Source organism: Flagellimonas algarum (assembly GCF_040513375.1).
Taxonomy (GTDB): Bacteria; Bacteroidota; Bacteroidia; order Flavobacteriales; family Flavobacteriaceae; genus Flagellimonas_B; species Flagellimonas_B algarum.
On the sequence record NZ_JBEVTG010000002.1, the window covers coordinates 874,558 to 896,163 of the forward strand.

Sequence of the window (21,606 nt, forward strand, 5' to 3'; positions counted from 1 at the left end):
GCGTATGATCCAAAAAGACAAACGAGCATGGGCCTGGGTGCCCGTGCTCTACTTCACCCAAGGAATCCCCTATGTGATCGTGGTCACCGTTTCGGTGATCATGTACAAAAAACTGGGTATCGGAAATGCTGAGATCGGCTTATATACCAGCTGGCTCTACCTGCCCTGGGTACTCAAGCCCTTGTGGAGTCCGTTTGTCGACTTGAAAGGCACCAAACGCAAATGGTTCCTTTGGATGCAGTTGGTCATTGCCATTGCCCTTTTCGGTGTGGGCTTATCACTACCGACCTCCATGTTCTTTACCACCACCCTAGCCTGTTTTTGGATGGCCGCATTTGCTTCGGCGACCAATGACATCGCTTCGGATGGCTATTATATGATCGGCCTGTCCGAAAAAAAGCAATCGTTTTTCGTCGGTATCCGAAGTACGTTCTATCGGCTGGCCATGGTTACCGGGGAAGGACTGATCGTGGTTGCCGCCGGTTTTCTCGAAAACCGATATGGAGACAACACCAAGGCCTGGAGCTTGACCATGACGGCTACCGCGTTTCTGATGTTGGCCTTGACCGTCGCGAACTTTTTCACCACCCCGAAATATGAATCGGAAAGTGACTTTGTGGCCGAACGACCCGGAGGTTTTTGGCAGGTATTCGCCACCTTCTTCAAAAAGAAAAACATCGGTATCGCCCTGGCTTTTGTGCTGACCTATCGGCTGGGAGAATCCCAACTGGTCAAAATGGCCGCGCCGTTTTTGCTCGACCCCTTGGAACAAGGGGGTTTGGCCTATTCTACCGAGCAATTGGGGACCATTTTCGGCACCGTGGGGGTCGTCATGCTTTCGCTCGGAGGGATTTTGGGTGGGATTTTGATTTCGCGCGATGGGCTGAAAAAATGGATGCTACCGATGATCTTATCCTTGAACATCCCAAACCTACTGTACGCGGTTTTGGCCTATACCCAAACAACCGATATCATCGCCGTAACGACAACCGTGGTTTTTGAAAAATTCGGATATGGCTTCGGATTCGCCGCATTTTTGATGTACCTTATCTACCTCGCGGAAGGCAGGTCAAAAACCTCGCACTATGCCATTGCAACCGGCTTTATGGCCTTAGGCATGATGTTACCCGGTATGATCAGTGGGTTCATGCAAGAATGGTTGGGTTATCGCGGATTTTTCATTTGGGTGGTCATCGCGGCCCTACCCGCCCTCTTTCTTTTACCGTTTTTGAAATACCCGCCCGATTATGGCAAAAAAGGAAGTGCCAATGGCTAACCCACCCACCTATGACGAAATAAAAGACCGGCTTTCGAAACGTCAAAAGATCGGACAGCTGTTCATGCCCGCGGTTTTCATCAATGATACCGAGACCGAAATCAAGAACATGGAGCGGCTCATCACAGAGGGCTACGTAGGCAGTCTGTGTTTCTTTCACAGTCGGGCAAGTGCGGCCACGAATTTCGAAGGCAAAAAAAAGGTCGTCCACAACGCCGAAAGCTACCAAAGACTGATCGAATTGATCGCACGCTATCAAAAAGCAGCACCCATTCCGTTATTAATTTCCATTGATGCCGAATGGGGCCTGGCCATGCGGGTTGAAAAAACGAGGCAATACCCTTATGCCATTACCTTAGGTGCCATGCAAGACCAAGTTGATCTCGTCAAACAGGTCGGCGCCCAAATCGCATTTGACTGTAAATCGGCCGGTATCCATTGGAACCTTTCACCGGTAGTCGATATCAACACCGATCCTGAAAACCCCGTGATCGGGTACCGTTCTTTTGGGTTCGATAAGGAGCAGGTAACCGCTTATGCCCAGGCCTATATCGAAGGGGCGAACACCCAAGGCGTATTGAACTCCATCAAACACTTTCCAGGGCATGGCGATACGGCAACGGACTCCCATTTGGAGCTTCCGGTTATTGATAAGACCAAAGCGGCATTGTTTGAGGAAGAACTACATCCCTTTATACAACTGATGCAGCCCGATAGCATCGATGCGGTCATGGTCGGGCATCTCGCAGTTCCAGCCTTGACCGATGGCGCTCTGGAACCTGCATCACTATCCAAAAAAATTCTGACCGATTTCCTCAGGGGGGAACTGGCTTGGGACGGAATCATCATTTCCGATGCACTGAACATGCATGCGATTTCGAAACGATTCGAAATTCCGGGTGAACTGGAATATACCGCCTTTGAAGCCGGCAACGACCTGCTGTGTTTCGCCGATGCCGTGAATGCAGGCATCGACATGATCGACAGTCACGGGGCTTCGGAACAGATCGAACGTAGCTTCGAACGTGTGTGGCGGTTGAAACAAAAAGCGGTGACGATGCCTCTGGCAAGCCAACCAGTCCCAACGTCGACTTATCCTGACCTCATGGCACAGTTGGCCGAAGCTAGTTTGACCCAACTCAAAGGCAACTCCGAAGAAATCGCGGTGTTTCGAAAGCAAGGGTATGGTATGGTCGAAATCGGAAAACCGGTATCACGCTTTACGGCACGCTTACATCCATCGGAATCGGATAAGCGAAGCCTGTTGGTCATAACCCCCCCACAAGCCAAACCCAAACAGAACTTCGGTCTAAGCCTGACCGAATTGGAGCGCATCCGACACCTATTGGACTCCCGGGACAGCATCATCTACCTTTTCGGAAATCCGTTCTTGTTGGATAAAATCCCTTGGAACAAAGCCCTGGCCGTGGTGGTGGTCTTCCAAGACTTTCCGGAATTCCAAGATAATGCAGCGACCCATTTTGAAGGGGGTGTTGCTGCGCCCGGAAAACTCCCTGTCCAGTTAAAATCACTTTCACGATGAACCATGGCATACGTTCTGCATGGTCAAAGAATGCCGCAAAGTGGAGTGCGGTCATTGATAGCAATGAAATCGAATCGCGCCGATTCACCAATGCCGCCATCCTTCTGGTCATACAGGCTTTACGCCCGCAACGGGTCGCCGATCTGGGCTGTGGTGAAGGGTGGTTGTGCCGTGCCCTACAGCAAACCGGAATCGAGGCCTATGGTTTCGATGGAACCATCGAATTGGTAACATTGGCCAAACAAAAATCCCAAGGTCGTTTTGAACACCTGGCCTTTGAAGACATCATCTCCGGTGTTCCGATCCCGTACCACCCCTACGACCTGATCGTTTTCAACTTCGCGCTCTTTCTCAAGGATGAAGTAGCGGCCCTACTGATCCAGGTTATGGAAAATGTGCGAGACGGAGGTGCAGTGGTATTACAGACTGTCCATCCCGATTTTTTAATCGATCGTGGTCTCCCCTATCGTTCCCAATGGATTGCGGATGCTTGGGAAGGCCTGCCAGGGGATTTCGAAGATGGACATGCCTGGTATGCGCGCACCTTGGAGGATTGGAAGACGCTGATCTCCGAGATTCCGAACAGCAAGTCGTCTGTTGAAGAAGTACACGATTCGGATGGGAAGCCACTTTCACTTATATTCATCTTAAATAAACTTCAGTGAGTACGTATCGGGTTTTAGGAATGATGTCGGGCACTTCGCTAGATGGATTGGATTTGGCGTATTGCCACTTCGAGCACGGTGACCAAGGTTGGTCGTTTGAGATCTTGGAAGCCACTACCATCCCCTATGGGACCCGCATGCTTGCGGATCTGCAAAATGCCATTCACCATTCCGAATCCAGACATGACGAATTGCACCAAGAGTATGGCCACTGGTTGGGGGAACAGGCCAAGGCCTTTTTGACTGAACATGGCCTTTCGGTGGATTTCTTAGCCAGCCACGGACACACTTCGCACCATCGCCCGGAAGCGGGCATTACCTTTCAATTGGGAGCTGGTCAAGCGTTGGCCGATGCTTCGGGCCATCGGGTCATCTGTGATTTCCGAACCCTTGACGTTCAGTTGAACGGCCAAGGTGCCCCATTGGTACCGATTGGGGACAGCCTGTTGTTCGCAGACTTTGATTTCTGTCTCAACCTTGGGGGAATCAGCAATATTTCATTCCAAAAGCATGAAAAACGGATCGCTTTCGACATCGGCATGGCGAACATGCCCTTGAACCACATCACGGCGACCATCGGTCAAGCTTATGATGCAGGCGGAACAATGGCGCGCAGTGGTACAGTGGATACCGAATTGATGGAAGCCCTAAACGCATTGGAATATTACCGATTATCCTATCCAAAATCTACGGGATTCGAATGGTTTGAAGCTGAAATCAAGCCCCTGATCGAAAAATGCGCGGCTCCGATCCAAGACCAACTCCACACGATCATCAAACACAATTGCGTGCAAATCGCCAAGGTCGTTGCACAAGAAGCATCGTCGGGGTCGAATCGGTTGCTGGTAACCGGTGGCGGAGCTTTGAACACTTTTTTTGTCGATTGCCTGCGAGAGGCTTTACATCCCTTTTGCGAAGTTATCGTTCCGTCGAAACGCTTGATCGAATACAAAGAAGCCATGGTATTCGGTTTTATGGGGGTGTTGAAGGAGCGGAATGCCATCAACATTTTGGCCTCGGTAACCGGGGCCGAACGCGATTCGAGTAGCGGGGTCCTATTCAAGCCTTCGCCACATCAACCTTGACCCAATATCGGCCGCTTTTTACGGACCGTGACGATCAAGGCAACCGAACACCAGCCACAAATCGCCAGCCCGATGAACAAGGGCAAGGCGGTGTCTTCGAGATAAATGCCGATCCAAGAGGCAATGGGGACCGATATCATGGTCGAAACAAAGCCATTGATCGCGGCACCTATGCCCGCAATATGCCCGATGGGTTCCATGGCAATGGAACGGAAATTACCCCACATGAACCCCAAACAGAAAAACTGAAAGAACAGAAATGCGACCAAAACGGTTACGCTCGGGTTGGGGGCGTTCCAAAAAAGGATCACATACAATAAGGCAATGGCGCTAAAAGCCACCGTTGCCGCCATAGATAGCTTACGCATTCCGAAACGCAACACCATGGTGCCATTGGTAAAAGTCGAAGTGCCGATCGATATCGCCAAGGCGGCGAACAGAAACGGAAAGGCTTCACGCATGCCGTATTGGTCTTCGAAAATATGTTGGGCCGAACTCAAATAGACCAAAAAGGCGCCGGTCACCAGGCCTGAGACAAATGTAAAAGCAACGGTCTCTGGGTAGCGCAACATTTCTTTGGCCCCGGCCAGAAAACTCTTTCCGGAGAATTTGATCTTATATTCAGGTTTTAACGTCTCGCGCTGTCTTTTCCAAAACCAAATCCACAGCAAGGCGGCCAAAAAAAGATGGACATAAAAGATGGTCTGCCAATTGAACTGATCTAGGATCACCTTCCCGATCGCGGGGGCGACCACGGGCACCAAAATGAAGAAGGCGGTAACGAACGACATGATCCGGGCCATATAATCCCCTTTGTACATGTCTCGAATGATCGAGATCGCGATGGTGCGATGCGATGAAAGTCCTATCCCCTGAAGGATCCGACCAATGACCATCACCTCAAGGTTTTGCGCCAGAAGACAGATGACACTGGCTAACCCGAACACCACAAATCCGGCATAAACCATAGGCTTTCGGCCATATTGATCCGAAAGCGGCCCGAAGAACAATTGACCTACCCCCAATCCTAAAAAAATCATGGTTACGAAAAGCTGGTGGTCTTTCGGGTCGGAACTGTGGATCGTCTGTCCGATATCCGGAATGGCCGGCAATAGGGTATCGATCGCCAAGGCCACGATCGACATCAAAGAAGCCATTAAGGCAATGAATTCAAAGTTGGGCTTCGCTGCCGATTTTTCCATCGGACAAAGGTAGGTACACCGAATGAAGGGAGGAACTTTTATGCTGATTGTTTTGCTTGGTCAAGCGTTTTTTTCGAATTGGGCATTGTTAAAGGCCCATGGGGATCCGAGGCCGTTCCAGACCCTAGGACCGGGCTTGTTTTTGAACGCCCGCCCGTTTTGATAGGTGGTACGACTGCGTTCAAATGTGTACCTTTGAGGGCAAAATATCGTACATGCTCATCATAGGGATCGCGGGTGGCACCGGATGCGGAAAGACGACCGTTGTCAATCAAATTACCGAAGAACTACCGACCAAGGAGGTCGTAGTGATTTCACAAGACTCCTATTACAATGATTTGGCCCATTTGACCAAGGAAGAACGGGGCAAAATCAACTTCGATCACCCCAATTCCATTGATTTTGAGCTTTTGATCCAGCATATCACGGATCTTAAAGCCGGTAAAGCCGTCGAGATCCCGGTCTACTCCTTCGTCGAGGAAACGCGGATGTCCGAAACCATATTGACCGAACCCAAACGAGTGATCATCGTTGAGGGTATATTGGTATTGAGCAATGCCCAATTGAGGGATTTGTTCGATATCAAGATCTTCGTTCATGCCGATTCGGATGAACGTTTGATCCGCAGGTTACAGCGCGACATCAAAGAACGCGGACATGATCTCGAGAAAGTGCTGCACCGCTACCAATCGGCCGTAAAACCCATGCACAATCAATTCATAGAGCCTTCAAAGGAATTCGCCGACATCATCATCCCCAACAACCATTACAACACCGTGGCCGTCGATATGGTGCGCACGATCGTCAATGACAAACTGTAACGCCGATGGGATGGTCTGATTTCAAAAAGAAAAAATGGGTCAAGGTATTCGCCAATACCTATGTGTTGGTACTTACCATTTTTGTGGTTTGGATGGCCTTTTTCGATACCAATTCCCTGTTGATCCACAACGAGCTCCAAAACGAAATCAACAAGTTGGAACAGCAAAAGGAATTTTTGAAAAAGGAAATCCAAAAGGATAAAGCCGCACTGGAAAAATTATCAAGTCCCGAAGCCTTGGAAAAATACGCCCGCGAGCGTTATTACATGAAAAAAGACAACGAAGAGGTGTTTTTGATCGAATACGAAGACAGCATTCCACCTAAAAAGGACGAGTAAACGTATGGGAAAGCAGTTATTTTCAGAATTCGATGCCGTTTCGGCCAAGCAATGGAAACAGCAGATCCAAATGGATTTGAAAGGAGCCGATTACAACGATACCTTGGTTTGGGAATCTTTGGAAGGACTCCACATCAAACCCTTCTACCATGCTGAAGACCTTGCCGAACTACCGCTTTTTTCCACAGGTCGGATCGCCTGGAAGATCGGCCAACGGATTGTGGTCGAAGACCCCCTAAAAGCGAATACCCGAGCCCTTGATGCCCTAGCCAGGGGGGCGCAAAGCCTGTTTTTTAGCATCCCGCGAATCGAACTTGCCGTCGGCAGCTTATTCGATGGAATCAATCTCACCAAAATACCGGTCCATCTTGAATTTGGTTTCCTTGATGCATCAGCCATCACCGGATTACTGGGTTCCTTACCGGCGAACTCCCTCGTATGCCTGCATATCGACTTGATCGGAAACTTGAATCGAAGTGGCAATTGGTACCATGACATGGCCCAAGACCATGCTCATTTCGATGCCATCCTGGCCCATTGTGAACGTCAGGGCATTACGCATGTTATCGGTTGCGATATGACCCAATACCAACATGCGGGGGCGAATTGCATCCAACAGCTAGCTTATGGGGTCGCCCATGCCAACGAATACCTGAACCATCTCAAGGGCCTCAATAAAACGGCAGATCCTATCAGTTTCCAAGTGGCGGTCGGAAGCAATTACTTTTTTGAGATCGCCAAACTCCGGGCCCTGCGCTGGCTATGGCAGAGCGTATCAAAGGTCCACGGTAATAGCGTACCCTGTCATATCGTAGCCCAACCATCGCTTCGCAATAAAACCCTGTACGATTACAATGTCAATATGCTGCGTACGACCAGCGAATTCATGGCGTCGGCATTCGGTGGCGCCGATACGATTTGTAGCCTGCGCTATGACCACTTGTATCACCACGACAACGAATTCGGTGACCGGATCGCCCGCAATCAATTGATCATCCTACAAAAAGAGAGTTTTTTAGCTAGTGCATCGACCCATAGTGACGGGGCCTATTATATCGAAACATTGACTCACCAATTGGCACAAAAAGGACTGGACCTTTTCAAGCAAATCGAACAGGGAGGTGGTTTTCTCCAACAATTGAAAAAAGGGATGATCCAGAAAAAAATCAAAGCTTCGGCACAAAAGGAACAGCAATTGTTCGATGAGGGCAAACTCGTATCCATCGGTACGAACAAATACCCGAACGCTTCGGATGCCATGGGGCACGACCTTGAACGAGATCCATTCATGGCATCCCGAAAAACGAAAACCATCGTCGAACCGATCATTGCCAAACGATTGGCCGAGACCATCGAAAAGGAACGACTTGCCAATGAAACCAAAAAAACCTAACCCATGGCTAGACTGGACGTACAGGATTTGCAGTTGTCGGGGACCCAAGATGGAGCCGCACGCACGCCTATGGCACATGAAGGTTTCGCTGCCGGTATCGCCCCGTTCTTAAGGGGACCGTACAGCACGATGTACGTGCGTCGACCTTGGACCATCAGGCAATATGCCGGTTTTTCGACTGCTGAGGAAAGTAACGCCTTCTACCGGCGCAATCTCGCTGCAGGACAAAAAGGGCTTTCGGTGGCCTTTGACCTGCCTACCCACCGTGGTTATGATAGCGACAATGAACGTGTCGTCGGCGATGTAGGCAAGGCGGGCGTTGCCATCGACTCAGTCGAAGACATGAAAGTCCTCTTTCAAGACATCCCTCTGGATAAGATGTCGGTATCGATGACCATGAACGGGGCCGTATTGCCTATAATGGCTTTCTATATCGTGGCCGCCGAAGAACAAGGGGTTGCCAAGGAGTTGCTCGCTGGCACCATCCAAAACGATATTTTGAAAGAGTTCATGGTGCGGAACACTTACATCTACCCCCCAAAACCGTCGATGCAACTCATAGCGGATATTTTTGAATACACCAGCCAGAACATGCCCAAGTTCAATAGCATCAGTATCTCGGGCTATCACATGCATGAAGCTGGCGCCCCGGCTGCCTTGGAATTGGCCTATACCTTGGCCGACGGGGTCGAATACATCCGTACTGGATTGAAGGCCGGATTACAGGTCGATGATTTCGCCCCCCGCCTTTCTTTCTTCTGGGGCATCGGAATGGATCATTGTACGGAAATCGCCAAAATGCGGGCCGCGCGCATGCTTTGGGCGAAATTGCTACGACAGTTCGAACCGAAGAACCCGAAATCTTCCATGCTGCGGACCCATTGCCAAACCAGTGGTTGGAGCTTGACCGAGCAAGACCCGTTCAACAATGTGGCCCGAACGACCATTGAGGCCATGGCGGCGGTTTTCGGCGGCACCCAAAGCCTGCACACCAACGCTTTGGATGAAGCCATCGCCCTACCTACCGATTTTTCGGCACGAATAGCAAGGAACACCCAGTTGTTCTTGCAAGAAGAGACCCAGATCACCAAAACGGTCGACCCTTGGGCCGGCAGTCATTTCATTGAGGACCTCACCGCCCAAATTGCGGAAGAAGCCTGGGATTTGATGGAAGAGGTCGAAAAAATCGGGGGCATGACCCGGGCGATCGAAGAAGGCATACCGAAACGGCGGATCGAAGAGGCCGCTGCCAAAAAACAAGCCCGTATCGATAGCGCTAGGGATACCATCGTCGGCGTGAACGAATTCGTACTGGAAGACGAAGACGAACTACAGATCCTGGAAGTCGACAACCGCAAGGTGCGCGAGCAACAACTGGCTCGATTGACGAGCGTCAAACAAGGACGCGATGCGGCAGCAGTAAGCCGAATACTAGCGCAGCTCACCGAGTCCGCAGAACGAAAGTCAAAAGGTGAAAGTGGTGAAAATTTGCTAGCTTTAGCAGTATCGGCAGCGCGTGCCAGGGCCACCTTGGGTGAAATCAGTGATGCCCTTGAAAAGGCCTTTGGTCGCTATCGCGCGAAAGTTCAAGCAATCAGTGGCGTGTATTCCAAGGAAATCCAAAACGACGATACCTTTTTAAAAGCCAAACAAATGGCCGATGCCTTTGCACAAAGTGAAGGCAGACGCCCGAGGATCATGGTCGCCAAGATGGGCCAGGACGGCCACGATCGAGGGGCCAAGGTGGTAGCGACGGGCTATGCCGACCTGGGCTTCGATGTCGATATCGGGCCCTTGTTCCAAACCCCGCAAGAGGTGGCCAAACAAGCCATCGAAAATGACGTACACATCTTAGGGATTTCGTCCTTGGCAGGCGGCCACAAAACGCTGGTGCCCCAGGTCATCGAGGAATTGGCGCGTTTCGGGCGCGAGGATATCATGGTCATCGTTGGCGGGGTAATCCCGAAACAAGACTACCAAAGTCTGTTCGATGCCGGGGCGATCGCCGTATTCGGACCGGGTACGAAAATCAGTGAAGCGGCCATTGAACTGTTGGAAATCCTAATGGATTAGGGCATCCATAAAGGGATGATCAAAATTTGATTTAAACTTTAACTTACTTTAACGGCAAGGTCTTAACTTATTCACCTTGTGTTAACAATTTGCGTTTTCCATCCTTATAAATAATCGTATTTTTAACCCCTAACTTACTTGATGAATGGGCAAAATCATTGCTATTGCGAATCAGAAAGGAGGCGTAGGAAAGACGACCACTTCGGTGAATCTTGCAGCTTCTTTGGGCGTTCTTGAAAAGAAAGTATTGTTGATCGATGCCGACCCCCAGGCAAACGCCACCTCTGGTTTAGGGGTAGCGGTCGAATTGGTCGAAAAAGGGACCTACCAATTGTTGGAACATACCGCGACCGCAGGGGAGACTATCGTTAGTACCGATTCACCCAATGTCGATCTGATTCCCGCCCATATCGATTTGGTGGCCATTGAAATCGAATTGGTCGACAAGGACAATCGCGAATACATGATGAAAGAAGCCATTCAAGGGCTTCGCGAATCCTACGATTACATCCTGATCGATTGCGCTCCTTCATTGGGGCTGTTGACCCTGAATGCCCTTACCGCAGCCGACTCGGTAATGATCCCGATCCAATGCGAATATTTCGCTTTGGAAGGATTGGGTAAATTGCTCAATACGATCAAAAGCGTGCAACGCATCCACAATACCGAACTCGATATCGAAGGCATGCTGTTGACCATGTACGATTCAAGATTGCGTTTATCGAACCAAGTGGTCGAAGAGGTCAAGAAACACTTCGCCGATATGGTGTTCGACACCATCATCCAACGGAACGTAAAGTTGAGTGAAGCACCAAGTTATGGCGAAAGCATTATCAAGTATGATGCGAGCAGCAAAGGGGCTTCGAATTACTTGAACTTGGCCAATGAGATATTGAACAAAAACAAGGAGACAGTCTAGATGGCGAAGGCAACCAAAAAACAAGCGCTTGGCAGGGGCCTATCAGCGCTTTTGAAAGATCCGGAAAACGACATCCAATCCGTAGGCGATAAGAACGCCGATAAGGTCATCGGCAATGTCGTGGAATTGGACATCGCTTCGATCGAAGTCAACCCGTTCCAACCGCGCTCTAATTTCAATGACGAAAACTTAAAGGAACTGGCCGGGTCCATCCGCGAACTAGGGATCATACAACCCATTACGGTTCGCAAATTGGGGTATGACAAGTTCCAACTCGTATCCGGGGAGCGAAGGTTCAGGGCTTCGAAAATCGTTGGCTTGAAAACCATTCCGGCCTACATCCGAATCGCCAATGATCAAGAATCACTGGAGATGGCCTTGGTGGAGAATATCCAACGACAGGACCTGGATCCCATTGAGATCGCCTTGTCCTACCAGCGTTTGATCGACGAGGTCAAGGTGACCCAAGAGAAGCTCAGCGAACGGGTGGGTAAAAAACGATCGACCATCACCAACTACCTTCGCCTGTTGAAATTGCATCCGATCATACAGACGGGCATGCGCGATGGTTTCGTAAGCATGGGTCATGGGCGTGCCCTGATCAACATGGAGAAAAAGAAAGACCAGATCGCGATATATGAAAAGGTCGTGGCACAACAACTTTCGGTGCGGGAAACCGAGGCATTGGTGCGTGCGATAAAATCCGGCAAGGACCCGGTTTCTGAGAAATCGGGAAGCAACAAGGAGCTACCTGGTTACATTAGCAAAAGCCTTTCCGATATCAAAGACCACTTGGCCGTGAAGGTCAGTGTTGCCGCTTCGGCCAATGGCAAGGGTAAAATCGTCATTCCTTTCCATTCGAAGGAAGAATTCCAACGTCTAAAAAAATTACTTTCGGGTGAATAACGGCTTCCGCTTAGGGCTTTGTTTGTTTTTCATCGGCGTTTTGGGCATGGCACAAGAAACCGAAGTGCAGGAAGAGAACACCCAAAAAGCCGATTCGGTCCAGACTGATTTCAAAAAGAAGGGGGTGACCTTCGAAGAGGTGACCTACGAAAAAGTGGCCATCAACCCCTTGGCACCGAGTAAGGCGGCTTTTTATTCGGCCATTATGCCGGGTTTGGGACAAATCTACAACAAACGGTACTGGAAAGCCCCCATCGTCTGGGGTGCTATCGGCATCGGCATTTACAACTACTCGACCAATAATACCCGATACAATCAGTTTCGTGACGCCTTTAAACGGCGCTTGGCAGGCTTCACCGACGACCAGTTCTACGATTCGGACAATGACGGGTTCGGCCCTGATTTTTCGGATAGTTCGCTTCAGGACGCCCAAGAGAGCACCCAGCGAAACCGCGATTTGTGGTTGGTGGTTACCATTGGCTTTTATGCCTTGAACATCATCGACGCCAATGTCGACGCCCACCTCAAACAATACAATGTCAACGAGCAATTGGGTATCGATTTCAAGCCGTTCATGAACCTGAACGAAGTAACCGGAGAACCCTATTTTGGCATGGCACTAGCCGTAACCTTTTGACCTATGAACATCGCCTTATTCGGATATGGAAAAATGGGCAAAATGCTCGAAAAGCTCGGTACGGCACGAGGGCATTCGATCGTAGCCAAGCTGGATGAAGGCTCTGGCAACCCGGATTTTACTTCCGTTGACGTAGCCATTGACTTTAGCACGCCCGATGCGGCCTTTGACAATATCGAACGTTGTTTCGAAGCGAACATCCCCATCATTTCAGGTACCACCGGATGGTTGGCCCGATATGAGGAAGCCGTCGCCCTATGCAAACGGAAAAAAGGCGCCTTTATCTATGCCTCGAATTTCAGTTTGGGCGTCAACTTGTTCTTCGCACTCAATCGACAATTGGCCCACATGATCAAAGGACATGGGTATCAAGTAGCCTTAGAAGAAATACACCATACCCAAAAGTTGGATGCCCCAAGCGGAACGGCGATCAGTCTTGCCGAAGGCATTATGGCCGAAGCCGGATATTCAGGCTGGAGCTTAGATGAAACCGAAGCGAACAAGGTGCTGATCAGCTCCGTCAGGGAGGGCACGGTACCCGGCACCCATACGATCGATTATACCAGTGCGGTCGATACCATCCGGATACAACATACGGCACACAACAGGGAAGGGTTCGCCTTGGGAGCCCTTATTGCGGCTGAATGGATCGTTGGCAAACAAGGGGTGTTTAGTATGAAAGATGTGTTAAACCTTGGCTAGGACGTAACAAAGCGTGCCGAATCGGGTCTAAAACAAAAAAGATATGGACAGTACACAGTGGTTACTTTTTATTTTGATCGTTCAGGTCATCCATTTTCTCGGAACATGGAAACTGTATGTCAAGGCTGGACGCAAAGCCTGGGAGGCGGCGATTCCGGTTTATAACGCCATCATATTGATGCGCATCATCAACCGCCCCAATTGGTGGGTGTTGCTGTTGTTCATCCCGATCATCAATTTATTGATGTTCCCGGTAGTTTGGGTCGAGACCATTCGAAGTTTTGGAAAGAACAAACTTGTGGATACCTGGTTGGTGATTTTGACGCTCGGCTTCTATATCTATTACATCAACTATACCCAAGACGTCAGCTACATCGAAGATCGTGACCTAAAGCCGAAGTCAGGCTTGGGGGAATGGGTCAGTTCGATCGTTTTTGCCGTAGTGGCCGCCACCTTCGTGCATACCTATTTCATGCAGCCGTATGTGATCCCGACGGGATCTTTGGAACGCACCTTACGCATTGGGGATTTCTTGTTCGTCAGTAAATTCCATTTCGGGGCGCGAACCCCGATGACCGCTGTGGCCGCACCTATGGTGCACGATACCCTACCGCTGATCAAAACCCGTTCGTATCTGCGTAAGCCCCAGATCCCCTATTTCCGACTGCCTGGTTTGAGCACCCCGAAAAAGAACGACATCGTTGTTTTTAGCTGGCCTGCCGATACGGTTCGCGTATTTTTTAAGGCGGAAAAAGCGGTGCAAAAACCCATTGACAAAAAATCGAATTATGTAAAACGCTGCGTCGGCACGCCTGGTGATTCGCTAGAAGTGCGAGATGGCTTCGTCTTTATCAATGGCGAACAATTGCAGCTTTCCGATCGGGCCAAAGTATTGAACAACTACATCGTTTATGGTAATAAAGGGGTTTCAAGCCGATTGCTGAACAAAGAAGAAGGGGTCGATGCCGAAGACTTCCAACGTACCTACCTGACCGCCTCATTGAACCAGACCCAGGCCAATGGCCTCTCGAGATACGTCATGAACTATCGCCAACGCGATGACGGGCAACTGGAATTATTCACTGATGAAACCGGAATTCCGACCGAACTCATTCGCGCATTAAGACTGTCGTTAAAAGAGGTCACACCCCGCGAACGGGTGGCCAACCTAACCGATGCCATGGTTGAGGAATTGCGCAAGAACCCCGCCATCGATTCGGTTGTCATGGAAGTACTGCCCAAGGGCCAACCCGGATACAACATTTTTCCGCAAAGTCCCTATTACAAATGGAATGTCGACAATTTCGGACCCATCTACATTCCGAAAGCGGGCACGACCGTTGCCATTAACAAACGCACCATCCCGCTGTATAAAAAAATCATCAGGGATTACGAACACAACGAGGTCGAAGTTACTGCCGATAAGGTGTTGATCAACGGACAGGAAGTGGATTCCTATACCTTTCAGCAGGATTATTATTGGATGATGGGTGACAATCGCGATCATTCGGAAGACAGTCGCGCTTGGGGCTATGTGGCCGAAGACCATATCGTCGGAAAACCGGTCTTCATTTGGTTGAGCTTTGATAATTTCCAAGATGGAATCAGGTTCAATGAAAAATTCAGATGGGATCGCATGTTCACTACGGTGGGCGGCAGTGGGGAACCGGTCTCCTATTTTCGGTATTTCTTGATGGCCTTGGCGGCTTGGTTGATCTTCGATTATGTTCGAAAACGACGTAAACAGCAATCGGCCTAAGCGTTTTGGAAACCCTTTTACATCCGGTCTACTTCCCTAACCTGGTTACGGCCAAGGCATTGACCATGGCTGATGTGGTATGGGAAAACGAAGACAATTTCCAAAAACAGACCTATCGCAACCGCTGCTATATCTGTACGGATCAAGGCAAGCACATGCTGAATGTCCCCATACGACATGTGGGGGGTTCCGATGGTCGGCAAAAATACAAGGAGGTCAGAATTGACCATAGCGAACGTTGGCAGCTGCGTCATTGGCGTACCCTACAGACCGCCTACCGTACTTCGGCGTTTTTTGAATTTTATGAAGACGATTTGGCCCCGATTTTCGAACAACGATTCGATTTCTTGATCGATTTGAACTATGCGACCCTCGAGTTCATTACGACCAGCTTGGGCTTTGAAATGCCAACCTCCAAGACCCAACGGTATGAGCCGCGACCTACGGGGCTTAATGATTTGCGTCATCTCGCCATCGCTAAAGGGGAAAAAGGCTGGACAACGGAACCTTATTTTCAAGTATTCGGCGACCGTCATGGGTTTATCGGGAACCTCAGTGTGCTGGACTTGCTTTTCAATGAAGGCAGCAATGCCCTGACCTATTTGGAAAATCAGAAAATCGGGTTTTAGTGTTACGCGAATTCGTTCATTACGGCATCCATTTTCTCGTGCCTTTTCTAATTGCCCTTTGCTTTCCGATTGAAAGACGACGTACCGTGATCCTAATCTTTTTGGGTGCCATGGTCATCGATATCGATCATTTGCTCGCCGACCCGATCTTCGATCCCAATCGCTGCAGTATTGGCTTTCATCCCCTGCATAGTTATGTGGCGATAACCGGCTATGCCCTTTTGGCCCTATTCAGGAAAACACGTTTGTTCGGTTTGGCCCTGCTCCTCCATATCGTCGCCGATTTCTTCGATTGTCTATGGCTCTGAAACCATTCGCATTGTGGCCATAACCGGGAAATGATCGGAAAGCTCGACATCGAAGTTTTGGTGCGCGATGACCTCGAATTCCGGATCTACGAAGATGTAATCGATCCGCATCGGGTAACCGAGCAAGCGATAGGTCGTACCGAAACCGGTTCCTTTCTCTTGGAAGGTATCGTTCATCCCACTTGATAGTTTGCGATAAATGTTCGAAAACTGGGTATTGTTCAAATCGCCCACTACGATTCGTTTGTACTTGTTTTTGGCCATATGGGTGCGCAAGACCTCAACCTGCTCTTGTTGTTTTTGCATACCCTTATAAATCCGCTGCATGAGCTTTTCGGAATCAGAGGCATTGATTTTATCAGGTACTACGTTAAATGACTGTAAGTGGAGATTATAGAGGCGTACCGTATCACCCGAAACCAAAAGATCGGCATAGATCGCCTTGTTCGAGCTGTTAGGAAAGTCGATGCCGTCAACGGCTACGATCGGATGTTTCGAATAGACCGCTTGTATGACCCGTCCATCATGTTTGCCATATTCGTAATCTACAAAACGATAGGGATACTGTAGCCCTAAATGATGGCTCCATTTTTTTTTGTAGTTGAACTCTTGGAAACAAACCACATCGGCATCTTGGGTCGCCACAAAGTCCATGACCAAACTATCGACATTGGCAATCCGTAAATGTTCGTTCTTATTTAGACTTCTCACATTAAAGCTTAACACACTAAACCCCCCATCGGTTTCATTGGTGGCCGGGAACTTATAGAAGCTATCGAAAAGTAAAAACCCCAATACCAACAAGGAAAGGGAAAGCATCACCAATTTACGCTTGTTCATCCACCAAAACAGTACGAAACCGATATGGACCAATACGAAAAAAGGGGTGAATAAACTCAAAACGGAGAGTTTGCCTATGGTCGCTACCGAGAAAAACGGGATCAATAGGGTAACCCCGAACAATATCGCGAATACGATATTGAAGAAAAAAATCCATTTCTTGCCCCCCGACATTTTTTTCAAAATCAATCTCCTTTACCTGCCTTGAACAAAAAATCCTTCTCTGCCTTAGAAAGGCTTTCGTAGCCCGATTTGCTGATCTTATCGAGAATCGCATCGATTTTCCGCTGGGTGGTCTCCTTGTCATAATCGACCCCCTTTCCTTTGCGGACATCCTTCTTCTTGTACACCGTTTTCAACGGGGCCTTGCGCTCTCGGGGTTTGAAAAGATCGGCCATCTTATCGAGTAGGTTTGAGAACCCGGCCCCGATATCCTTACCTTGTACGAGCTGTCGGGCATAGATATACCCCAGAAAGGCACCCCCTAAATGGGCCAATCGCCCACCTACATTGGCGCCGTATTGAATTTGAATCAAATCGACCAAGACAAAAAAGGCCCCGACATACCATAACTTCACATTGAAAAAGATAATCCGGACTTCTTGGTTGGGGATATAAGCGCAGATAAAGATCAAGACCGCAGTCACCCCTGCCGATGCCCCTATCAGCGAGGAATTGGTGTTCAATAAAGCGGGAAAAATATTGTAGCTCAGCAAAAAGACCAAACCACCGACGATGACCCCGAGAAAGTATACGTTGATGAACCGCCTCGCGTCAAAAAGGTTCAAGAAAATTCGACTAGCGAAATAAAGCATCAACATGTTCCAGAAAATATGCCCGAATCCGGAATGGAAAAACGAGTAGGTCACTAGCGACCAGGGTTGGGTAAGAAAACCCATAAGCGACTTGGGCAGTTCGAACCACCGCATCACGAAGTCGTTCGGTACTTGCAAAAGATAGGTGCCGATACCGTTCAATAAAAAGACCGCAACATTGATGGCGATCACTTTTTCAGCAATGTTCAAACGGGCGAACTGGTATCTAAGATCTGAATTTGCCATTAGCGGTCCCAGCGATTATTGTTGAATTGATTCTTTTTCCAATACCACATCATGACAAAACCGATGAGTGCCCCACCGATATGCGCGAAGTGCGCGATGCCGGTATTGACGTTACTGAAACCGAAAAACAGATCCCCTAGAATGATCAAGGGCACGAAGTATTTCGCTTTGATCGGAATCGGCAAGAAAATCAACATCAGTTCCGCATTCGGATAAGAGAAGGCGAAGGCCACCAAAACGCCGTACACGGCACCAGATGCCCCCACTGCGGGTTCATTGAATGCAGAAAGAAAGCTATCTATGGTACCCCGGGAAGCCAGTCGGTACCAATCAGGACTGTTCGGCGCTTTTGACAGGAACTCGATGACCTGGCTCTTCTGCATGCCCGATGCCAGGATGGCATCCAAGCCTTCATTGAAAAAATAATAGTTCGCGGCCGTATGGATCAGGGCCGCACCGATGCCTGACGAAAAATAGAAGAACAGAAACTTGTTCCGTCCCCACATACGCTCCAAAGGCGAGCCGAAGGCCCACAAGGCATACATATTGAAAAGGATGTGGAAAAAACCGCCGAAATCGTGCAGGAACATGTGCGAAACCACTTGCCACCATTGAAAATTGGCGTTCTCAGGAAACCATAGGGCCAAATACTGATACAGCATATCGCCGTAACCGGCGATACCTGCGATAAAGAAGATGACATTGATGATGATAAGATGCTTGATAGCCTCGGTCAGTCTTCCCATTTATTCGAATCTTTTGTCAATTTCATTTAAGTCGATGGTCATATAGACCACCTTACCCGAAGGGCTTAATTTTGGCTCGGAACATGCGAACAGGTCATCGACCAAAACCAATTGGGCATCTATTTCCAATGCCTGACCGTTCTTGATGGCCATGGCCTCACTCAACACCTTGCTCAACAGCTCCCGTTGTGAAAATACGGTATTTACCGTTTGGTTATCTTGGAAACTTGCCAATAAATCCTCCAATACCGTGCCAACCATACTTTCTGTCATGCCGACCGGTATACCTGTCACTTTTACTTTTTCGGAACCGGCATCCTCCAAGGAAAATCCCATTTTCACCAAATCAGCCTCCATTTCTTGAAAGGCTTGGAAATCTTTGGCAGGCAAATCAATATCCAACGGAAAGAGCAATTGTTGGGTCACCGCCTTTTGCGACTCCGAGGCTGCCAAGAACCGCTCGAACAAAATGCGTTGATGCGCCCGGTTCTGGTTGATGGCCAACAAGCCCGAACGCAAGGTCGAAACGATGTACTTGTTGCGTAGCTGAAAAATCGACCGTTGTTGTGCTATCGCGGCTTCGGTTCCTTCGAACAAGTCGCTTGAAGCTGCTTCCGATTCGACTTCGATGCTACTGAAAGACAGGTCGGCATCTTTTGGGTCATCACCGAAGAGGTTTTCCCACCCGGCAACGCTTTTACGTTCTTGGGTCGGTGCGGCGAAAGGATTGAAGGAACGATCAACGCTTACCGTGGGCATGCTTGCTTGCTTCTGCTCATAGTGGTAGGGGGTATCCAAATTACCGTCACGCTCAAAATCAAGGATCGGAGCGATATTGAACTGCCCCAAACTGTGTTTTATCGCAGCGCGCAATATAGCGTACAAGGCATTTTCATCATCGAACTTCACTTCGGTCTTGGTCGGATGGATGTTGATATCGATCGCAGCCGGATCAACCGTCAGGTACAAAAAATACCCTGGATGCGCGTCGGTTTTCAGCAAGCCCTCAAAAGCCGAAAGCACGGCATGATGTAGGTACGGACTTTTTATAAATCGGTCGTTGGCGAAAAAGAACTGCTCGCCCCTGCTTTTTTTTGCGAATTCAGGTTTACAGACGAAGCCGGAGACGGTCACGACCTCAGTGGTCTCATTCACGGGCACCAGGCGTTCATCCATCCGGTTACCGAAAATTTGGGTGACCCGTTGGCGGTGGTTGCCAGCAGGGAGGTTGAACAATTCGGAACCGTTATGGTACATACTGAAGGCCACGTCAGGGTGTACCAATGCAACACGTTGGAACTCGTCAATGATATGGCGAAGCTCTACCTGGTCGGATTTTAAAAAATTGCGTCGGGCCGGAATATTGAAAAATAAGTTTTTGATGGCGATGGACGTCCCTTTCGGGCTGGCACAGGCTTCCTGTTCAATGACCTTGCTCCCCTCAATCCGGATTTGGGTTCCCAATTCGGAGTTTTCGGGTTTGGTCAGCATTTCGACGTGGGCGATAGCGGCAATCGATGCCAAAGCCTCGCCCCGAAACCCTTTGGTAGCCAATTTAAAAAGATCATCGGCCGAAGCTATTTTCGAAGTAGCATGACGTTCAAAAGACAATCGGGCATCGGTATCGCTCATACCGCTGCCGTCGTCGACGACATGGGTCAACACCTTACCACCGTTCTTGACGATCAGCTTGACGGTAGATGCCTGGGCATCGATGGCATTTTCAAGCAGTTCCTTGACTACGGAAGCCGGTCGTTGTACCACTTCACCCGCTGCTATTTGATTGGCAACATGGTCTGGTAAAAGTTTGATGATATCTGCCATTTACCGTCGAAAGAATATCGAGAGATCGAAATCGATGATGTACAGGAACACCAGTACCAATACGGCCAAAATGATGAAGAAGCGAATACGCATGTTCGCATCGCCTTCGGTCTTCAAATCATCGAATGCCGAAGACATCTTGTTTTTTAAGCCGCGTTGGGTGTGCGCCGTAGTTCGAAATTGATCCAGTTTATGTTCGATTTTATACGGATTGCCTTGCCCCTTGTAGTATCTGGGCTTGTACTCGAACGTTCTGTTTCTCTTAAGCTTTAAAAAATTCCGCATTACATCCTACCGTAGGGTATCAAAGGTACTTAAAATGCGAGCAGAAGTGCCATTCGCCAAGCCAAAAAATGTTAACAAAACAAGCTGGTGAAATGGAAGGGGATGTCCTTAATCCCGGCCTAAAACGGCCATTTGGATCGCAGCTATCGCCGCTTCGACCCCTTTATTACCATGTACCCCCCCACTTCGGGCCCTTGACTGTGCTATGGTATCGTCGGTCAAAACGCAAAAAATGACCGGCACATCATAGGCCATATTGAGGTCTTTGATACCCAATGCGGTTGCTGAACATACGTAGTCAAAATGGCTGGTTTCCCCACGGATCACATTTCCGATGGCAATGACCGCATCGACCTTCTTTGTGGTCAACAGCTTTTTGCAACCAAAGGTAAGTTCGAAACTTCCGGGCACGTTCCAGCGGATGATATTTTCAGGCGAGGCCCCACAGTCGGTCAGGGCATCATAGGCGCCTTGGTAGAGCGCTTCCGTTATTTCGGCATTCCATTCCGAAACGACCAATCCGAATCTCAAGAGTCCGGCATCCGGCACCTTGGATCGATCATAGGCCGAAAGGTCTTTATTGGTGGTGGCCAT

General features: G+C 49.2%; 22 protein-coding genes. 15 read left to right on the forward strand and 7 right to left on the reverse strand.

Annotated features, from left to right (window positions below):
- Positions 1–4 precede the first annotated feature (4 nt).
- From ABV409_RS11225 to ABV409_RS11240, 4 genes are read left to right on the forward strand one after another with little or no spacing between them, the layout of a single operon-like run.
- Entirely contained in the window at positions 5–1,276 is a 1,272-nt protein-coding gene (locus tag ABV409_RS11225; RefSeq protein ID WP_353877684.1) for an MFS transporter, read from the forward strand.
- Positions 1,269–2,819 (forward strand): glycoside hydrolase family 3 protein, encoded by a 1,551-nt coding sequence (locus tag ABV409_RS11230; RefSeq protein WP_353877685.1) that lies wholly within the window; start codon positions 1,269–1,271, stop codon positions 2,817–2,819. The genes ABV409_RS11225 and ABV409_RS11230 overlap by 8 nt, the downstream gene beginning before the upstream one ends.
- The gene (locus tag ABV409_RS11235) at positions 2,816–3,484 is read left to right on the forward strand and encodes a class I SAM-dependent methyltransferase (protein WP_353877686.1); all 669 of its coding nucleotides are present in this window, start codon (positions 2,816–2,818) and stop codon (positions 3,482–3,484) included. The genes ABV409_RS11230 and ABV409_RS11235 overlap by 4 nt, the downstream gene beginning before the upstream one ends.
- Positions 3,481–4,569, forward strand: coding sequence for an anhydro-N-acetylmuramic acid kinase (locus ABV409_RS11240; RefSeq protein ID WP_353877687.1), 1,089 nt, complete (start codon positions 3,481–3,483; stop codon positions 4,567–4,569). The genes ABV409_RS11235 and ABV409_RS11240 overlap by 4 nt, the downstream gene beginning before the upstream one ends.
- Here the strand turns inward: ABV409_RS11240 and ABV409_RS11245 are convergent.
- Positions 4,560–5,771: a multidrug effflux MFS transporter gene (locus ABV409_RS11245; protein ID WP_353877688.1), complete on the reverse strand. Its 1,212-nt coding sequence runs from the start codon at positions 5,769–5,771 to the stop codon at positions 4,560–4,562. The genes ABV409_RS11240 and ABV409_RS11245 overlap by 10 nt on opposite strands.
- A gap of 215 nt (positions 5,772–5,986) precedes the next feature.
- On the opposite strand from ABV409_RS11245, the gene udk reads away from it, so the two are divergent.
- The 11 genes from udk (at position 5,987) to ABV409_RS11300 (ending at position 16,256) form a co-directional block, all read left to right on the forward strand.
- Positions 5,987–6,592, forward strand: a complete 606-nt coding sequence (gene udk / locus ABV409_RS11250) for a uridine kinase (RefSeq protein ID WP_353877689.1) — start codon at positions 5,987–5,989, stop codon at positions 6,590–6,592.
- Positions 6,593–6,597: 5 nt separating this feature from the next.
- Positions 6,598–6,930, forward strand: a complete 333-nt coding sequence (locus ABV409_RS11255) for an FtsB family cell division protein (RefSeq protein WP_353877690.1) — start codon at positions 6,598–6,600, stop codon at positions 6,928–6,930.
- 4 nt (positions 6,931–6,934) lie between these two features.
- Positions 6,935–8,323, forward strand: a complete 1,389-nt coding sequence (locus tag ABV409_RS11260; protein WP_353877691.1) for a methylmalonyl-CoA mutase subunit beta — start codon at positions 6,935–6,937, stop codon at positions 8,321–8,323.
- Between the two features lie 69 nt (positions 8,324–8,392).
- Entirely contained in the window at positions 8,393–10,396 is a 2,004-nt protein-coding gene (gene scpA / locus ABV409_RS11265) for a methylmalonyl-CoA mutase (RefSeq protein ID WP_425590008.1), read from the forward strand.
- A gap of 145 nt (positions 10,397–10,541) precedes the next feature.
- A complete protein-coding gene (locus tag ABV409_RS11270) occupies positions 10,542–11,315 on the forward strand; it encodes a ParA family protein (RefSeq protein ID WP_353877693.1) in 774 nt (257 codons plus the stop codon).
- Positions 11,316–12,221: a ParB/RepB/Spo0J family partition protein gene (locus ABV409_RS11275; RefSeq protein ID WP_353877694.1), complete on the forward strand. Its 906-nt coding sequence runs from the start codon at positions 11,316–11,318 to the stop codon at positions 12,219–12,221.
- Positions 12,214–12,858 (forward strand): DUF5683 domain-containing protein, encoded by a 645-nt coding sequence (locus ABV409_RS11280; RefSeq protein WP_353877695.1) that lies wholly within the window; start codon positions 12,214–12,216, stop codon positions 12,856–12,858. Before ABV409_RS11275 ends, ABV409_RS11280 begins: the two co-directional genes overlap by 8 nt.
- A 3-nt stretch (positions 12,859–12,861) precedes the next feature.
- Positions 12,862–13,560, forward strand: a complete 699-nt coding sequence (dapB, locus tag ABV409_RS11285) for a 4-hydroxy-tetrahydrodipicolinate reductase (RefSeq protein ID WP_353877696.1) — start codon at positions 12,862–12,864, stop codon at positions 13,558–13,560.
- Positions 13,561–13,603: 43 nt separating this feature from the next.
- Positions 13,604–15,319: a signal peptidase I gene (gene lepB, locus ABV409_RS11290; protein WP_353877697.1), complete on the forward strand. Its 1,716-nt coding sequence runs from the start codon at positions 13,604–13,606 to the stop codon at positions 15,317–15,319.
- A gap of 5 nt (positions 15,320–15,324) precedes the next feature.
- Positions 15,325–15,948, forward strand: coding sequence for a WbqC family protein (locus tag ABV409_RS11295; RefSeq protein WP_353877698.1), 624 nt, complete (start codon positions 15,325–15,327; stop codon positions 15,946–15,948).
- Positions 15,948–16,256 carry a DUF6122 family protein gene (locus tag ABV409_RS11300; RefSeq protein ID WP_353877699.1) on the forward strand — a complete coding sequence of 103 codons (309 nt, stop codon included), beginning with the start codon at positions 15,948–15,950 and terminating at the stop codon, positions 16,254–16,256. The genes ABV409_RS11295 and ABV409_RS11300 overlap by 1 nt, the downstream gene beginning before the upstream one ends.
- On the opposite strand, the gene ABV409_RS11305 is transcribed toward ABV409_RS11300, so the two are convergent.
- From ABV409_RS11305 to ribH, 6 genes are all read right to left on the reverse strand, one after another.
- Positions 16,245–17,270 carry an endonuclease/exonuclease/phosphatase family protein gene (locus tag ABV409_RS11305; protein ID WP_353878169.1) on the reverse strand — a complete coding sequence of 342 codons (1,026 nt, stop codon included), beginning with the start codon at positions 17,268–17,270 and terminating at the stop codon, positions 16,245–16,247. The two genes, ABV409_RS11300 and ABV409_RS11305, sit on opposite strands and share 12 nt — an antisense overlap.
- Before the next feature lie 11 nt (positions 17,271–17,281).
- Complete coding sequence (locus ABV409_RS11310) at positions 17,282–18,157, reverse strand: rhomboid family intramembrane serine protease (RefSeq protein ID WP_353877700.1); 876 nt, start codon at positions 18,155–18,157, stop codon at positions 17,282–17,284.
- Positions 18,157–18,903, reverse strand: coding sequence for a rhomboid family intramembrane serine protease (locus ABV409_RS11315; protein WP_353877701.1), 747 nt, complete (start codon positions 18,901–18,903; stop codon positions 18,157–18,159). The genes ABV409_RS11310 and ABV409_RS11315 overlap by 1 nt, the downstream gene beginning before the upstream one ends.
- Complete coding sequence (mutL, locus tag ABV409_RS11320; RefSeq protein ID WP_353877702.1) at positions 18,904–20,727, reverse strand: DNA mismatch repair endonuclease MutL; 1,824 nt, start codon at positions 20,725–20,727, stop codon at positions 18,904–18,906. It lies immediately after the preceding gene.
- On the reverse strand, positions 20,728–21,012 hold the full coding sequence (locus tag ABV409_RS11325; protein WP_353877703.1) for a riboflavin synthase subunit beta: 285 nt from the start codon (positions 21,010–21,012) through the stop codon (positions 20,728–20,730).
- Positions 21,013–21,120: 108 nt separating this feature from the next.
- The gene (ribH, locus tag ABV409_RS11330; RefSeq protein WP_353877704.1) at positions 21,121–21,606 is read right to left on the reverse strand and encodes a 6,7-dimethyl-8-ribityllumazine synthase; all 486 of its coding nucleotides are present in this window, start codon (positions 21,604–21,606) and stop codon (positions 21,121–21,123) included.

Bases quoted from the DNA above. Each gene is read 5' to 3' on its own strand.
- ABV409_RS11225 (WP_353877684.1), top strand. From the start codon at position 5: ATGATCCAAAAAGACAAACGAGCATGGGCCTGGGTGCCCGTGCTCTAC.
- ABV409_RS11230 (WP_353877685.1), top strand. From the start codon at position 1,269: ATGGCTAACCCACCCACCTATGACGAAATAAAAGACCGGCTTTCGAAA.
- ABV409_RS11235 (WP_353877686.1), top strand. From the start codon at position 2,816: ATGAACCATGGCATACGTTCTGCATGGTCAAAGAATGCCGCAAAGTGG.
- ABV409_RS11245 (WP_353877688.1), bottom strand. From the start codon at position 5,771: ATGGAAAAATCGGCAGCGAAGCCCAACTTTGAATTCATTGCCTTAATG.
- udk (WP_353877689.1), top strand. From the start codon at position 5,987: ATGCTCATCATAGGGATCGCGGGTGGCACCGGATGCGGAAAGACGACC.
- ABV409_RS11255 (WP_353877690.1), top strand. From the start codon at position 6,598: ATGGGATGGTCTGATTTCAAAAAGAAAAAATGGGTCAAGGTATTCGCC.
- ABV409_RS11260 (WP_353877691.1), top strand. From the start codon at position 6,935: ATGGGAAAGCAGTTATTTTCAGAATTCGATGCCGTTTCGGCCAAGCAA.
- scpA (WP_425590008.1), top strand. From the start codon at position 8,393: ATGGCACATGAAGGTTTCGCTGCCGGTATCGCCCCGTTCTTAAGGGGA.
- ABV409_RS11270 (WP_353877693.1), top strand. From the start codon at position 10,542: ATGGGCAAAATCATTGCTATTGCGAATCAGAAAGGAGGCGTAGGAAAG.
- ABV409_RS11275 (WP_353877694.1), top strand. From the start codon at position 11,316: ATGGCGAAGGCAACCAAAAAACAAGCGCTTGGCAGGGGCCTATCAGCG.
- dapB (WP_353877696.1), top strand. From the start codon at position 12,862: ATGAACATCGCCTTATTCGGATATGGAAAAATGGGCAAAATGCTCGAA.
- lepB (WP_353877697.1), top strand. From the start codon at position 13,604: ATGGACAGTACACAGTGGTTACTTTTTATTTTGATCGTTCAGGTCATC.
- ABV409_RS11305 (WP_353878169.1), bottom strand. From the start codon at position 17,270: ATGTCGGGGGGCAAGAAATGGATTTTTTTCTTCAATATCGTATTCGCG.
- ABV409_RS11310 (WP_353877700.1), bottom strand. From the start codon at position 18,157: ATGGCAAATTCAGATCTTAGATACCAGTTCGCCCGTTTGAACATTGCT.
- ABV409_RS11315 (WP_353877701.1), bottom strand. From the start codon at position 18,903: ATGGGAAGACTGACCGAGGCTATCAAGCATCTTATCATCATCAATGTC.
- mutL (WP_353877702.1), bottom strand. From the start codon at position 20,727: ATGGCAGATATCATCAAACTTTTACCAGACCATGTTGCCAATCAAATA.
- ABV409_RS11325 (WP_353877703.1), bottom strand. From the start codon at position 21,012: ATGCGGAATTTTTTAAAGCTTAAGAGAAACAGAACGTTCGAGTACAAG.
- ribH (WP_353877704.1), bottom strand. From the start codon at position 21,606: ATGGCCACCACCAATAAAGACCTTTCGGCCTATGATCGATCCAAGGTG.